At 57.1% G+C, this 15,147-nt stretch carries 14 protein-coding genes; 6 read left to right on the top strand and 8 right to left on the bottom strand.

The genetic code is table 11. The features are described from left to right. Window positions 1–108: 108 nt before the first annotated feature. From ACQUQU_RS17520 to ACQUQU_RS17500, 5 genes are all read right to left on the bottom strand, one after another. The gene (locus tag ACQUQU_RS17520; RefSeq protein ID WP_430461002.1) at window positions 109–813 is read right to left on the bottom strand and encodes a glutamine amidotransferase-related protein; all 705 of its coding nucleotides are present in this window, start codon (window positions 811–813) and stop codon (window positions 109–111) included. A gap of 55 nt (window positions 814–868) precedes the next feature. Next, entirely contained in the window at window positions 869–1,687 is an 819-nt protein-coding gene (locus ACQUQU_RS17515) for an ABC transporter permease subunit (RefSeq protein ID WP_430461001.1), read from the bottom strand. Next, on the bottom strand, window positions 1,687–2,568 hold the full coding sequence (locus tag ACQUQU_RS17510; RefSeq protein ID WP_430463052.1) for an ABC transporter permease subunit: 882 nt from the start codon (window positions 2,566–2,568) through the stop codon (window positions 1,687–1,689). Before ACQUQU_RS17510 ends, ACQUQU_RS17515 begins: the two co-directional genes overlap by 1 nt. A gap of 74 nt (window positions 2,569–2,642) precedes the next feature. Continuing rightward, window positions 2,643–3,815, bottom strand: a complete 1,173-nt coding sequence (locus tag ACQUQU_RS17505) for an ABC transporter ATP-binding protein (RefSeq protein ID WP_430461000.1) — start codon at window positions 3,813–3,815, stop codon at window positions 2,643–2,645. A 538-nt stretch (window positions 3,816–4,353) separates the two neighbouring features. Further along, window positions 4,354–5,592, bottom strand: a complete 1,239-nt coding sequence (locus ACQUQU_RS17500) for a glutamine synthetase family protein (RefSeq protein WP_430460999.1) — start codon at window positions 5,590–5,592, stop codon at window positions 4,354–4,356. A gap of 223 nt (window positions 5,593–5,815) precedes the next feature. Here ACQUQU_RS17500 and ACQUQU_RS17495 point away from each other — a divergent pair, with 223 nt between their 5' ends. The 3 genes from ACQUQU_RS17495 (at window position 5,816) to ACQUQU_RS17485 (ending at window position 9,056) form a co-directional block, all read left to right on the top strand. After that, on the top strand, window positions 5,816–6,511 hold the full coding sequence (locus tag ACQUQU_RS17495) for a GntR family transcriptional regulator (protein ID WP_430460998.1): 696 nt from the start codon (window positions 5,816–5,818) through the stop codon (window positions 6,509–6,511). Window positions 6,512–6,885: 374 nt separating this feature from the next. After that, window positions 6,886–8,256, top strand: coding sequence for an aspartate aminotransferase family protein (locus ACQUQU_RS17490; protein ID WP_430460997.1), 1,371 nt, complete (start codon window positions 6,886–6,888; stop codon window positions 8,254–8,256). Then, a complete protein-coding gene (locus ACQUQU_RS17485) occupies window positions 8,256–9,056 on the top strand; it encodes a LuxR C-terminal-related transcriptional regulator (protein WP_430460996.1) in 801 nt (266 codons plus the stop codon). Before ACQUQU_RS17490 ends, ACQUQU_RS17485 begins: the two co-directional genes overlap by 1 nt. Window positions 9,057–9,171: 115 nt before the next feature. Here the strand turns inward: ACQUQU_RS17485 and ACQUQU_RS17480 are convergent, their stop codons facing one another. Together ACQUQU_RS17480 and speB are read right to left on the bottom strand one after the other, a co-directional pair. After that, window positions 9,172–10,260, bottom strand: a complete 1,089-nt coding sequence (locus tag ACQUQU_RS17480) for a polyamine ABC transporter substrate-binding protein (RefSeq protein WP_430460995.1) — start codon at window positions 10,258–10,260, stop codon at window positions 9,172–9,174. A gap of 163 nt (window positions 10,261–10,423) precedes the next feature. Next, window positions 10,424–11,347, bottom strand: a complete 924-nt coding sequence (gene speB, locus ACQUQU_RS17475) for an agmatinase (protein WP_430460994.1) — start codon at window positions 11,345–11,347, stop codon at window positions 10,424–10,426. Between the two features lie 140 nt (window positions 11,348–11,487). Between speB and ACQUQU_RS17470 the strand changes: the two genes are divergently transcribed. Beyond that, the gene (locus ACQUQU_RS17470; protein ID WP_430460993.1) at window positions 11,488–12,396 is read left to right on the top strand and encodes a LysR substrate-binding domain-containing protein; all 909 of its coding nucleotides are present in this window, start codon (window positions 11,488–11,490) and stop codon (window positions 12,394–12,396) included. Between the two features lie 60 nt (window positions 12,397–12,456). Here ACQUQU_RS17470 and ACQUQU_RS17465 read toward each other — a convergent pair whose 3' ends face one another. Then, window positions 12,457–12,948: a winged helix-turn-helix transcriptional regulator gene (locus ACQUQU_RS17465; RefSeq protein ID WP_430460992.1), complete on the bottom strand. Its 492-nt coding sequence runs from the start codon at window positions 12,946–12,948 to the stop codon at window positions 12,457–12,459. A 315-nt stretch (window positions 12,949–13,263) separates the two neighbouring features. Between ACQUQU_RS17465 and ACQUQU_RS17460 the strand changes: the two genes are divergently transcribed. Beyond that, the gene (locus ACQUQU_RS17460; RefSeq protein ID WP_430460991.1) at window positions 13,264–14,520 is read left to right on the top strand and encodes a D-amino acid dehydrogenase; all 1,257 of its coding nucleotides are present in this window, start codon (window positions 13,264–13,266) and stop codon (window positions 14,518–14,520) included. A gap of 238 nt (window positions 14,521–14,758) precedes the next feature. Further along, on the top strand, window positions 14,759–15,142 hold the full coding sequence (locus tag ACQUQU_RS17455; protein ID WP_430460990.1) for a RidA family protein: 384 nt from the start codon (window positions 14,759–14,761) through the stop codon (window positions 15,140–15,142). Window positions 15,143–15,147: the final 5 nt, after the last annotated feature.

The raw sequence follows: 15,147 nt of genomic DNA, 5'->3' as shown, positions 1-15,147 counted from the left end.
TTGGTCTTCGGCCCGGTTGTTATAAAGGGGATGGCCCGACCGTCGGACCGCCCCTTTCAAGAAAACCGCTCGGCTCAGCACGAACGGTATTTCCAGACTTCCACTTAATCAGCGGCGAATAAATTCCGCTAACCACCCCGCCACTTTTTTCGAGTCTGTGGTCGCGCCATTACCCAGTTTATTCAACCCGGCATCGGCATCCGCGTCCGGCAGCACTGTGCCTTTGCGTACGTTGAGCAGGCTGCGTTCGAAATCCACGGTGAATTCCGGGTGCGCCTGGAAGGTGATGATTTTGTCGCCGTATTTCAGGCCCGCGTACTGGCAGAAATCGGAGGTGGCGATTACGTCGGCGCCCGCCGGTTTTTCCACCACCTGATCCTGATGAATGGCGTTGATGGTGAATTCGCGATCCGGGGTCATGTCGTCGCTGTTCAGCAGTTTGTAGGTCTGCAGCGACAGGCCCCAGCCACCACTGAATTTTTCGACTTTACCGCCCATGGCTTCAGCAATGATCTGATGACCAAAGCAAATGCCCACCAGCGGTTTGCCGGCCTTATTGATGGCGACGATCAGGTCTTTCAGGCGCACCATCCACGGCAGGTTTTCGTACACACCGTGCTTGGAGCCGGTAATCAGCCAGGCATCGGCCACCTGTTCGCTGGCCGGGAAAATATCGTTACGCACATCGAAAAATTCGTATTCAAATTCTTCGTTGATGGACGAAAACAGATTCACAAACATCTGGGCATACGACGGGTATTCAGCGGACAGATCGTCCGGTGTGGTGCCGGCGGCCAGGATTCCGATTTTCATGCAAAACCTTCCGGATTTATTCAGTGAGTTGCCCGGCCTGAGCCGGGCAACGGGGTCAGGTCGCTGAGTACAGCTGATCCTGTTTTTCTTTGCGGCGCATGTGCAGCATGGCGATGAACACACCGGCTGCGACCACGCTGATCATAAGGGTAGCCAACGCGTTGATTTCCGGCGTTACGCCCAGACGCACTTTGGAGAAAATCACCATCGGCAGCGTGCTGTTGCCCGGGCCCGCCACGAAGCTGGCGATCACCAGATCGTCGAGCGACAAGGTGAACGACAGCAGCCAGCCGGCCACAATCGCCGGTGCGATGAGCGGCAGCGTGACGAGGAAGAACAGAGCCGCCGGTTTGGCGCCCAGATCCATCGCCGCTTCTTCAAGCGATTCGTCCATGTCACTTAAGCGCGACTGCACAATCACCGCCACCGACGCCATACAGAAGGTGGCGTGGGCAATGATGATGGTCAGTTCGCCACGCTCAGGCCAGCCGAAGAAGCCTTCCATGGTCACGAACAGCAACAGCAACGACAGACCAATAATCACGTCGGGCATTACCAGTGGCGCCGACACCCAGCCAGCGAACACCATCTTGCCGCGAAAGCGACCCATGCGCTGCAGCGCGAAGCCGGCCATTACCCCCAGCACCACCGAAATGGTGGCACTGATAAAGGCGATGCGCAGACTGAGCACGGCGGCATCCATGATCTGATCGTTCTGGAACAGCGCGGTGTACCACTTGGTGCTGAAGCCGCCCCACACGGTCACCAGACGCGATTCGTTGAAGCTGTAAATAATCAGCGACAGCATCGGCAGGTAAAGGAACAGGAAGCCCAGTACAGAGGCAATAATCAGAAACCAGGAACGGCGTTTCATCAGTGCACCTCCTTCTTACCGGCGCGGTTACGCATCAGCATGATCGGACCAACAATCACCATCAGCATGATGGTGGCCACTGCCGACGCCATCGGCCAGTCGCGGTTCTGCGAGAATTCATCCCACAACACACGGCCGATCATCAGGGTATCGGAGCCACCCAGCAGGGCCGGAATTACGTACTCGCCCACCGCCGGGATAAACACCAGCGCACAGCCAGCCAGAATGCCCGGCATGGCCAGCGGCACGGTCACCAGGAAGAAGGTCTGCGCCGGCTTGGCGCCTAAGTCCTGAGCGGCTTCCAGCAGGGTGCCGTCGAGTTTTTCCAGAATCGCGTACAGCGGCAGAATCATGAACGGCAGGTAGGTGTACGCCAGACCTATGTACACCGCCAGATTGGTCTGCAGAATCTGCAGCGGCTCGTTAATGATGCCGAGCGACATCAGGATTTCGTTCACCGCACCGTTACGCTTGAGCAGGGCAATCCAGGCGTATACGCGCAGCAGGAACGAGGTCCAGAACGGCAGAATCACCAGCGACAGCAGCAGCATACGGTGACGCGGTTCGGCGCGGGCAATTAAGTAGGCAATCGGGAAGCCGATAATCAGGGTCAGCACCGTGGTCCAGGCGGCAATTTTTACCGAGCTGAAATAGGCGTCGATGTAATAGCTGTCTTCCAGAATGTAGAGGAAATTCGCCAGATTCAGTTTGATGGTGGCGTAACTGGATTCCGGGTCCCAGTCGATCAGCGGCGTGTACGGCGGCACCGCCAGCGCCGATTCCGACAGGGAAATTTTGAACACCACCAGAAACGGAATGAAGAAGAAAATCGCCAGCCACACGAACGGAACCAGAATCACCAGCTTGCGGCCCCAGCTCATTTCGTTAAAGCGGTCGATCAGAAAAGCGAGCCTGCGGATCGGCCCGCGGAATGCGGGAAAATCGGGTGCGTATTTCATACGGTCAGTACCACGCTGCTGTCGATCTGCCAGTGCAGATACACGTTGTCGTTCCAGGTCAGACGTGAACCCATGTCGCGCACAAAGTTAGGCTGGGTGACGCGGATTTCTTTACCGGTATTCAGACGTACACGGTACACCGACATATTGCCCATGTAGGCGATGTCTTCGATGGTACCCTGCATGCAGTTGTCCTGCGTGCCCGGGTGCTCTTTGCTGATGATGATTTTTTCCGGACGCAGCGCTACGTGCACTTCCTGATTCGGCGCACAGCTGATACCGTGGTCGAGGTGAATCATGCAACCGGCTTCCGGTGAATCGATGATGACGTGGTCGGTTTCGTCGACCACCACAGTGCCTTCGAGCATGTTCACCGAGCCGATGAACTGGGCCACAAAGCGGCTGTTCGGGTATTCGTAAATTTCGTGCGGCTCACCGACCTGCACGATTTCGCCCTGGTTCATCACCCCGATGCGGGTGGACAGGGTCATGGCTTCTTCCTGGTCGTGGGTTACCACCACGAAGGTCACGCCCAGCTCTTCCTGAATATTGATCAGTTCGAACTGTGTTTCTTCACGCAGTTTTTTATCCAGCGCACCCAGAGGTTCGTCGAGCAGCAGCAGTTTCGGACGTTTCACCAGCGAGCGGGCCAGTGCCACACGCTGACGCTGACCACCGGACAACTGATGTGGTTTGCGCTTGGCCAGATGCCCCATCTGCACCATTTCCAGAATTTCTTTCACGCGCTTTTTCACTTCGCTGTCGGCCATGCCTTCACGGCGCAGACCGAAGCCGACGTTCTTCTCAACCGTCAGGTGCGGGAACAGAGCGTAGGACTGGAACATCATGTTCACCGGGCGTTCCCACGGCGGAATACCGGCCATGTCGACACCGTCGATGATGATGCGGCCAGAGGTCGGTTCTTCGAAACCGGCCAGCATGCGCAGCAGGGTACTTTTACCGGAACCGGAACCACCGAGCAGGCAGAAGAGTTCGGTCTTGTAGATTTCAAGGCTGACGTTATCGACGGCGGTAAAATCATCAAATACTTTGGTGACGCCTTCGATCTTAACGAACGGCTTGGCGGCGGGGTCGCGCCAGACCACGGGCTTCGCAGCATTCTGCGGCTGGGCTGGTGTTCCGGTTTTTTCGGCTTCTGTTGTTGTCATACCTTGCTACCACTACTGGCGGGGTTGATCCCCGTGTTCTGTTTTTTCTGTTTTCAAGCCGGTCGTCACTGCATGACCGGGACCTGTCACAGGTGCTAGGGCCTGTTCACCGGCGGTGAACCTGGCATGAGTACCGGACCCGAAACCTTCAGGTGGCCGGCTGGTTCTTCCCTGTTGTCATCCTGACGTTGCTCAGCAAGCTCTGTTCCACGATGCGCGTCGCCCCCGCAACACACACCGGCCAGACGGATAGTAACCCGTGCTCGCTCGTCTTGATGTGGGCCATTACTAAAAAACTCAGTAACCCGTTCGTACACGTCAGGCTGTGGCCATAATCAAAAACTAAGCTACCCCTCCACAGGAGGACATACCCATCGGGGGGTAGCTGCCGGCTTTGGCCTGTTTTCCCACGCGGGGCCAACCTGACTAACCCGCGCGCGGTGGGCGTGTGACCGGATTATTCCGCAGCGCCCAAAAAAAAGCCCGGCAAAAGCCGGGCGGACAAAGTGTGCAATAGGCCGCGGGCGCGGCCCGGCACTCAGAGCAGGCCCAGATAGGATTCGTATTCGATGTCCGAAATACGCTTGCTCAGTTGCTTGATTTCATGACGTTTCACCGCACACACCACGTCGACAAACTCGTCGCCCAGGTAATGACGAACGGCCTGGCTGACATCCAGCAGGTCGATGGCGTCGTCCCAGTACCACGGCAGACGCACGTCTTCGGTGCACTCGGAGTAGGCATCGCCTTCCACCGGCTCCGGTGCTTCGAGCTGGTTTTCGATACCGTACAGGGCACCGGCCAGAACAGACGCCAGCACCAGATACGGGTTGGCATCGGCGCCGGATACGCGGTGTTCTACACGACGTGCTTCGGGCTCACTTTCCGGTACGCGCACTGCAGCGGTACGGTTTTCGTAACCCCAGCAGGCGTAAACCGGTGCGTGGGAGCCGTCCTGGAAGCGGTGGTACGAGTTCAGGTGCGGCGCGAACATCAGCATGCATTCCGGCATCAGTTTGAGCATACCGGCGATGGCGTTGCGCAGCATCGGCGTGCCTTCTTCACCGCCGTTGTCGAACAGGTTGTTGCCGTCTTTGTCGACCAGGCTGAAGTGCACGTGGAAACCGTTGCCGGAGTATTCCGCGTACGGCTTAGCCATAAAGGTGGCGGTGTAGTTGTACTTACGGGCGATGCCTTTCAGCATGCGTTTGAACCAGATGGCCTGGTCGGCGGCGCTGAGCGGATCGGGTACGTGCTTGAGGTTGATCTCGAACTGGCCAGGGCCTAATTCGGAAATAATGGTATCGGCCAGAACGCCCTGACTGTCACAGCTGCGGCGGATCTCGGCGAAGAAAGATTCCAGACCGTCTACGTCCTCGATGGAGTAGGCGTCTTTGGTATTCAGACGACGGCCATGACCGCGGTCGAGTACCGGTGGGCGCGGGCGCTGCAGCTCTTCGGCGTCGGCGTCCATCAGATAAAATTCCAGCTCGGTGGCCATAACCGGGTACCAGCCGTGGGCGTGGAATTTGTCGATGATATTTTTCAGAACCTGGCGGGGGTCGGCGTTGAAGGGCGTGCCGTCGGGGTTTTCCATCATGGCCTGCAACTGGTGTCGCGGCATCTCAGCCCACGGCACCGGCACCGGGTGCTTCTGGATTGGCATACAGATGCCATCGTTATCACCGGTTTCGAACACCAACCCGTTGTCGGGTACGTCATCTCCCCAGAAATCCAGGCCTACCACAGAGCGCGGCAGTTTGATGCCCTCTTCCATGACGCGCTCAAGCGAGCTTCCCAACAAGCGTTTCCCACGCAAGTTGCCGTTTAAGTCGACGATAAAAAGGTCAAAATCGTTTTGCATCTGAACACCAAAATTGTGCTTATTCTCGGAAGGCGAGAGGGGGTATGGCACCAGGTGCCTGAATCGCTATATGCTTCGATTGTGATCACAAATCACTGATGTGGCAATCCCAATCCAAGGCAGCGACTCACAACACATGGATAAATACTCGCCAATACGTATCACCCTAGCCCAGCGCACCGAGGCTGTAACTATCACCCAGTGGGTATACAACACCCTGCGCAACGCCGTGCTGCTCGGCCAGATACCGCCTGGCCGCGCGCTGACCATCCGCGAGCTGGCCGCTCTGCTGGATGTGTCGCCGATGCCGATCCGCGAAGCCCTGCGCCAGCTTTCGGCAGAAGGCGCTCTGGCCATCAAAGGCAACCGCCGGGTCATGGTGCCGGAAATGACACCGATGAAATTCAGCGAGCTGGTCGACGCCCGTGTGGCGCTGGAACCGGCCGCCGCCGCCAAGGCCCTGCCTTACATTGATGCCAATCGCATCGCCGAGTTGCAACGCCTCGACAGTCGTATTGACGAGGCCGAAGCCGCCGGCGACGCCGAGGCGGTGACCTTCTGGAACCAGCAGTTTCACCGCACCATTTACCTGTCGAACCCGCATCAGGTCACGCTGCCGCTGATCGAAAGCCTGTGGCTGCAGCTGGCGCCCTTTATGCGCCGTTCGGCGGAGAGTCTGGACGAGTACTACCAGATCGACCGCCATCAGGAAGCGCTGGACGCGATCGAGCGCAAAGACCCGGCGGCCCTGCAGCTGGCCATTGCCGCCGACATCCGCGACGGCTGTGCCTTCGCGCACACCCCCGACAAGCTGCAACAGCTGCTGGGCTGAACGCCCCACCCGGCGCCCGCCCGAATGAGCGCGGCGCCAAACCTTCTTGCTTCTTTCTTCTGAACAACCCCTGCCCGCCGGGCTTTTGCCGGTTGCTTTTCATGCCGTGATTCAGGGTCTGCCCCGACATGAATCTGCCACTGCGCAGCCATGTCTGACTCACCAACAAGACCCACAACGGCCCGGGCGATTTGTCGACATTGGCCTGAAATCACACATTGAAAAGTTCGTGAACGCTCACTTTCTGAGCAGAACCGGCATGTCTCCAAACAGGACAATGTGCCCGACCTGACACTTCAGCTATTGCATCTCGCACTTTGTGATCACAAAATTGTGATCACATTTTTACAGAATAAGACCCTCAGGAGTGTGCCATGAGCCACCTTACCGAAATCCAGAAAGAGGATGCCCAGTACCATCTGCACCCTTTTACCAACACCGGCCGTCTGAACAAGAAAGGCGCCCGTGTGATCACCCGCGCCGAAGGCGTGTACATCTGGGATGAAGGTGGGCAGAAGATTCTGGACGGTATGGCCGGCCTGTGGTGTGTGAATCTGGGTTATGGCCGCAAAGAGCTGGCCGAAGTCGCGTACGAGCAAATGAATACCCTGCCGTACTACAACACCTTCTTTCAGACCACCAACGGTCCGGCCGCGGCGCTGGCCAAAGCCATCGCCAGTGTCACCCCGGGTGACCTGAACCACATCTTCTTTGCCAACTCAGGCTCTGAGGCCATCGACACCATCATGCGTCTGGCCCGTCATTACTGGGCGATTAAGGGCAAGCCTTACCGCAACGTGCTGATTGCCCGCGACAACGCCTACCACGGCAGTACGCTGGCCGGCGCCAGCCTCGGTGGCATGGGCGGTATGCACAAGCAGGGCGCGCCGCTGGTACCGGGCATTGCCCGCATCCGTCAGCCGTACTGGTACGGCGAAGGCAGCGACATGAGCGAAGAAGAATTCGGTCTGGTATGTGCGCGTGCGCTGGAAGAAAAAATTCTCGAAGTCGGCCCAGACAACGTGGCCGCCTTTATCGGCGAACCGATTCAGGGCGCCGGTGGTGTGATTGTGCCGCCAGAATCCTACTGGCCGGAAATTCAGCGCATCTGTCGCAAGTACGACATCCTGCTGGTTGCCGACGAAGTGATCTGTGGTTTCGGCCGTACCGGCAACTGGTTCGGCAGCCAGACCTACGGCATTGAGCCGGACATGATTTCCATGGCCAAAGGCCTGTCGTCCGGTTATCTGCCGATCGCCGCAGTGGCTGTGGGTAACCGCGTGGCCGATGCCTTGATTGCTCACGACGAAGACTTTAACCACGGTTACACCTACTCAGGTCATCCGGTGGCAGCGTCGGTGGCGTTAAAAACCATCGAAATTATGAAAGAAGAAAAAATCGTCGAGCGCGTGCGCGATAAAATCGCCCCGTATTTCCATAAAAAACTCGACGAGCTGGCCGACCATCCACTGATTGGCCATGTTGATAAAAAAGGTCTGGTCGCCGGTATGGCGCTGATGAAAGACAAGGCCAGCAAAACCCCGTTCCCGGCGGACGTGGACATCGGCATCATTTGCCGTGACCACTGTTTCAATAACGGTCTGATCATGCGCGCCACCGGCTCACGCATGATTCTGTCGCCACCTCTGGTGATCACAGAAGCCGAGCTCGACGAACTCTTTATTAAAGCGCGTCATTGCCTCGACCTGACCCTGGCAAGCGTACAGGAAATGGGAGCACTGTGATGGCTGAACTCGCGGAAGTGAAACAGAGCCGCCAGCTGGCGACTCTGATTGATCACATACGATTAACCAGTTTTCCGAAAGAACTGGCGGAATTTCTGTCCGGCACCTGTTTGTTCGACACCTGCCTGATGCTGGTTTTCCAGCCGGGCTGTCGTCCGGCGCTGGTGTACACCGAAAGCGACGACATGAGCCCGGCATTAAATACCTATTTAAGCCGCAGCTATCTGCTCGACCCGCTGTACAACGTACTGCAGAAAGGCGCCGCCGAAGGCATCAGCCGTTTGAGTGCCATCGCCCCGGACAGCTTCAGCAAGAGTGAATATTTTCAGAGCTGCTATCAGGCGTTCGATCTGGTCGACGAAATTAACCTGATCGTGGAACTCGAAGAAAACAGCTACTTCACCCTGTCGCTGGGCCGTAAATCCAGCCTCGGCAGCATCACCCGTACTGAGCTGAACCGCCTGCAGGAACACTACACCATTTTAAGCGCGCTGATCCGTCAGTTCTGGCTGTCCAACGCCGAAGAATACCTGCCCGATGGCAAGAGCCGCAGCACACTGGCGCAGGCGCTGCGCACCTTCGGTTGTGGTGTACTGACCCGCCGTGAACAGGAAATTACCGCACTGATTCTTCAGGGCCACAGCTCACAGTCGATTGCCGACCAGCTGAGCATCAGCGTCGGCACCGTGAAAGTGCACCGCAAAAATATTCACGCCAAGCTGAACACCTCGCAGCAGAACGAGATTTTCACGCTGTTCCTGAACCACCTGAACGAAATGGAAATCCGCGTCGTCGCCTGATGTTTCAGACGCTGCAACGCCAGCACGTGAAACTACCAACACGTGAAACCAGCAACACGCGAACGACCCATAAAAAAGGCACCTCAGGTGCCTTTTTTATTGCCGCTTAAACCGCTTAACGGCCGGTTTTGACGTTGGTCCAGCTGCGCGTCAGCAGACGGTCAAACTTCGGCGTGTGCGACGCCTGAGTGAAGAGTTTGGCTTTCACTGCATCGTCCGGATAAATGCCCGGATTGGTTTTCACGGCGTCATCCAGCAACGGCATAACCTGCGTATTCGGCACGGCAAAATACACGTAATTGGAAATACTCGCCGCCGCTTCCGGCGTCAGAATAAAGTCGATAAAACGGTAGGCCGCGTCTTTGTGTTCGGCGTCCACCGGAATGGCCATCAGGTCGAACCACAAAAGCGTGCCTTCACGCGGAATGGCGTATTCAATGCTGATGCCGTTGCCCGCTTCTTCCGCCCGGCCACCGGCCTGCAGCACGTCGCCGTTGTAGCCCAGCGCCAGACACACGTCGCCACTGGCCAGATCGGCGATGTAGCGGCTGGAGTGGAAATAGCTGTAATTGCCAGCGTTGGCTTTGAGCAGATCTTCGGCGCGCTTCAGATCGTCTTTGTTTTCTGAGTTCGGGTCGAGGCCCAGATAATTCAGCGCGATGCCGACAATTTCGGCCGGCGAATCGAGAATGGCAATGCCACAGTCTTTCAGTTTGGCCGACAGCTCAGGTTTGAACACCAGATCCAGCGTGTCTTTCGGCAGATCGCCCAGACGCTGGTTCACCGCCGCGGCGTTGTAACCCAGACCAATGGTGCCCCAGGCGTACGGCACACCGTAGCGGTTGCCCGGATCATTGACCGCGACTTTTTCCAGCAGGGCTTTATCCAGATTGGCGTAATTCTTCAGGCGCGTGGTGTCGATTTCGGCGTACACACCGGCTTTGGCCTGACGCTCCAGAAACGAATTGCTCGGTACCACAACGTCGTAACCCGAGCGGCCCGGCATGAGTTTGGATTCCAGCATTTCGTTGGAGTCGAACACGCTGTAATTTACCTTCAGACCGGATTCCGTCTGAAAATTATCCAGCGCCTGCGGGTCGATATAATCCGACCAGTTGTACAGGTTCAGTGTGTTTTCGGCTGACAAAACGCAAGGCGATGCCAGTCCGCCCAGCAGCAAGGCAGATAAAATTTTACGCTTCATGTGTCTGTTCTCGTTATCGTTCCGGGTTAATAAGAGGTCGTTAAGAGGCCGTCATGAAAGCAACAGAGCTTTTTTAATTGTTTTTCAGTCGTTTTTAATGGTTATAAAAAAAGCCGGCTGAGCCGGCTTTTTGGGGCTCGTCTGATATCAGCGAGCCGTTACATCAGCGGGAAGCCGCCAGTGCGTAGAGAAACTCCACCGCCAGCGTGGCACCGGCCAGCGAGGTAATTTCCGCGTGGTCGTAGGCCGGAGCCACTTCCACCACATCCATACCCACCAGATTCATACCTTGCAGGCCGCGGATAATTTTCAGCGCGAAATCGCTGGTTAATCCGGCCAGTACCGGCGTACCTGTGCCCGGTGCATAAGCCGGGTCGAGGGCGTCGATGTCGAAGCTGACGTAAGCCGGTTTATCACCCACGCGCTGTTTGATGCGCTCCAGGGTTTTCGCCCAGCCCAGATCGTTGGCTTCGGCAGCGTCGATCACTTCGAACGGGTGACCGTCTTTTTCATAGGCGGTGCGGATACCGATCTGCAGTGAGTGTTCACAATCGAGCAGACCTTCCTGCACGGCGTGATGAAACAGGGTGCCGTGGTCGTATTTGCTGCCGCCATCGTAGGTATCGGTGTGCGCGTCGAAATGAATCAGCGCCAGCGGACCATGTACTTTGGCCACTTCGCGGATCACCGGCAGGGCAATAAAGTGGTCGCCGCCGAACACCAGACTTTTCTTACCGCTGCCAACGATGGCGCCGATCATGGCCTGCAGATTATCGACCATGGTTTGCGGTTCGCCGTGTTTAAAGGCGATGTTGCCCGCGTCTTCCACTTTCAGGCGTTCGTCGAGGGCGAAATCCCACGGCCAGCGCGCACCTTCCCAGATCATGTTGGCCGAGGCCTGACGCACACCCGCCGGACCAAAACGCGCGCCCGGACGGCCTGAGGTGGCCATGTCGAACGGCACGCCGACCACAATCACGTCGGCCTTACTGGCGGCCACGTTGGTGGTGTGTGGCGTCGCTAAAAACGTGAGGCCAAGGTTGGCGTACAGGGGCATATCCGCGTTAGCGGTTACCGGTGGATTCATCTGCTCTCTCCTTTATCAGTTGCTTCCAGCCTAGCGGCCTGATTCGAATTTATGAAATTCATAATATTCAGAATGCCATGTATGCTGTGCATACCTGATCTGCGCGCTCCAGGCGCAGACACCGCATCCGGACAGTCACAGTGGCACTCAATCATTTCGATCTCAACCTGTTGCAGGTATTTGAAGCGCTGGTCTCTGAAGCCCACGTCACGCGGGCGGCCGAGCGTCTGTTTCTCAGCCAGTCGGCCACCAGTCACGCCCTGAACCGCCTGCGCGCGCAGCTCAACGACCCGGTGCTGGTGCGCTGCGGCAATGGCCTGCAACCCACGCCACGGGCGAAAGCCATGCTGCCCGAGGTGCGCGATATTCTGAAACGGCTGGAGCACACCCTGACCCTGCCGCAGGCCTTCGATCCGGCCAGCAGCGAGCGTACTTTCCGTTTGGCGGTAACCGATTATTTTGAAGCCGTGGTGCTGCCCGACATGATGCCGGTGCTGGAACAGGAAGCGCCGGGCATTGTGATCGACCTGCAGATGATCGGCCCGCAGGCGTCGCTCGACGCGCTGGAAAACGGCGATACCGATCTGGTGATTGGTCTGGACTCCAGCGCCAGTCTGCCGCCGTATCTGATCCGCCAGCACTGGCTGCGCGAACATCCGGCCTGCCTGGTGGGCAAAGGGTTCGGCGATATTCCGGACACGCTCGATCTGGCTGGTTACCTGCAATTGCCGCACGTGGTCATGCTCGATCAGACCGACAGCAGCACAAGCGGCGTCGACCGCTGGCTGGCGGCGCAGAACGAACAGCGCCGCCACTGCGCGCAGATGATTAACTACTTTGCCGCCGCCCGTTACATCAGCAGCAAACGCTCGCTGCTGACCTTACCGTCGCGCATGGCGTCGCTGCTCAGCCAATGGCTGCCGGTGCGTATGGTGGAAGGCCCGGCCGGTCTGCCGAGCTGGGATATGTCGCTGGTGATGCACCCCTTGCAGGCGCAGGATCAGGGCGTGCTGTGGCTGGCGGATAAAATCCGCGCGGCCGCTTATTGAAAGCGGCTGACTGAAGGCGGCTTGCTGAAAGCCGTTTACTGAAATCCACCGCCAGCCGGGCTATTTGCTGCGCTTATATTCCAGCGGCAGCTCCAGGCTTTCTTTCACTTCTTCCATCACGATGTAGCTCTTCGAGTTCTTCACCCCCGGCAGGGTCAGCAGCATATCGCCAAGCAGGGCGCGGTATTCCGACATGCCATTAATGCGCGCCTTGATCAGGTAATCGGCATCGCCCGACACCAGATGGCATTCCAGAATGTAAGGCAGCTGGCGCACCGCCTGGCTGAATTTCTGGAAGGCATCCGGCGACTGGTACGACAGCGAGATCTCGACAAACACCAGCATGCTGTAGCCCAGCATCTCGGGGTCCAGATGGGCGTGATAGCCGGTGATATAGCCTTCTTTTTCCAGCCGTTTCACCCGCTCGATGCAGGGCGTGGAGCTTAAGCCCACCTTGTCGGCCAGATCGACATAGCTGATGCGCCCGTCTTTCTGCAGGGTTTTGAGGATGCTTATGTCCAGTTTGTCGAGCGGTCGCTTTTTAACGTCCAAGGCGGTTCTCCGGCGGCGTGACGGGCTCTGCTGTGGCGGCGAAAAACCACCTCCCACTAACAGATTAATCCACTATTAAATTTCAGAATGCCAGTTTTTTACGCTTTTTAAGCCAAAACTTCAAAGCTTTCCGCTGGTAAAAAACGCCTAGACTGGGGATATGTGATTTCTGCGCAAGCCGTTACTGCCATCTACCTCCCGGGAGGCATATCCCCCGCAGCACCCGGGCAGGAAGATAGTGTTAAAAGCCGCCAGCCCCCAAGCGGGCGGCAGCGCAGACCGCGTTACAGCGAACCGTTTTTTAAAGAGGCGTTTATGAAAGTTCTGGTTTTAGGCAGTGGCATCATAGGTGTCAGCAGTGCCTGGTATCTGGCCAAAGCAGGTCACGAAGTGACTGTGGTTGACCGTCTGGAAGGTCCGGCCCTGGAAACCAGCTACGCCAACGCCGGTATGCTGTCGTTCGACTACTCCACGCCGTGGGGCGCGCCGGGCGTACCCTTTAAAGCCATTAAATGGATGATGCAGGACATCTCACCACTGCTGTTCAGCGTGAAAGATTTCGACGCCAACACCATCGGCTGGATGATGAAAATGCTGGGTCAGTGCACCCAGTCGGCCTTTGATGTGAACAAAGAACGCATGCTGCGCGTGGCACGTTATTCCGCCGACTGCTTTAAAGAACTGCGCGCCGAGCTGGATATTCCGTACGACGGCCGCCAGAAAGGCACCCTCGAAGTCTTCCGTACCGAAAAAGAAATGGACGGCGCTGCCGGTGACGTGGCCGTGCTCGAACGTTGCGGTGTACCGCACGCCATGATCGACGTTGACGCCTGTCTGCAGCACGAACCGGCACTGGCCAACGTGCGCGAAAAAATTGTCGGTGGTCTGTACCTGCCGGGCGATGAAACCGGTGACTGTTTTAAATTCACCAACGCGCTGGCCGACGAGTGCAAAAAGCTGGGCGTTACCTTCCTGATGAACACCAGCATCGACGGTCTGGATGTGCAGAAAGGCAAAATCACCGGCGTGAAAACGTCGGCAGGCACCTTAACCGCCGACAATTATCTGGTGGCGCTGGGCAGCTATTCCCCGCACGTACTGAGCAAGGTGGGCATTAATGTGCCGATTTATCCGCTCAAGGGTTACTCACTGACCATGCCGATCATCGACGAAAGCAAAGCGCCGGTCTCGACCGTTATGGACCAGACCTACAAAGTTGCGGTTACCCGTTTTGACGACCGTATCCGGGTGGGTGGTATTGCCGAAATCGCCAGCTACAACAAAGAGCTGCAGGCCAAACGCCGCGGCAATATCGAATTCACCGTCAAAGACCTGTTCCCCGGTGCCGGCGATGTCGAAGCCGCCGAATTCTGGACCGGTCTGCGGCCGATGACGCCGGACAGCGCGCCGATTCTGGGTGGCACCCAGTACGACAACCTGTTCCTCAACACAGGTCACGGCACTCTGGGCTGGACCATGTCGCTGGGCTCCGGAAAATTCATCGCCGACCTGATGAGCGGACGTACGCCGGACATTAACCCGGACGGTCTGGCGGTCAGCCGCTATCGCTGAAACGCCGTAAGAAAGGGCTTATAAAAAGGGATTTTCTAAGGACTTTTTAAAGACCTTTTTAAAAACCGGCTTATAGCCCTGGCGACACGAAATTTTCAGTTTCAATAAGGCCGTAAACGGCCGGCAGTAACAACCGGATAACAGCAGGCTGGCAAGACCCGGCTTGAAAACCCCTGCGCGACAGGCACGTATTAACGACATAACAACACAAGAACGATTACAGGCTTAAAGGTTTCCCATGACAGAAAAAACCATCATCTCCACCGACAACGCACCGGCCGCCATTGGTACTTATTCGCAGGCCGTTAAAGCCGGCAACACTGTGTATCTGTCGGGGCAGATTCCGCTGAACCCGGAAACCATGGAAATGGTCACCGCATCCTTTGAAGCTCAGGCGGTGCAGGTGTTCGAAAACCTGAAAGCCGTAGCCGAAGCCGCCGGTGGTTCGCTGGCCGATTTCGTGAAAATTACCGTGCTGCTGTCTGACCTGAAATATTTTGCCGAGGTAAACCACATCATGGCCAAATATTTTTCTGTGCCTTACCCGGCGCGCGCTGCCTACGCCGTGAAGGCGCTGCCGAAAGATGCTGATATCGAAATCGAAGCCATTATGGTGTTATGAGAGAC

The organism is Thalassolituus sp. LLYu03 (genome assembly GCF_050507655.1).
Taxonomy (GTDB): Bacteria; Pseudomonadota; Gammaproteobacteria; order Pseudomonadales; family Oceanobacteraceae; genus Venatoribacter.
Note: the sequence above shows the minus strand (reverse complement) of the source record. Positions and strands in the feature narration are given on the sequence as shown.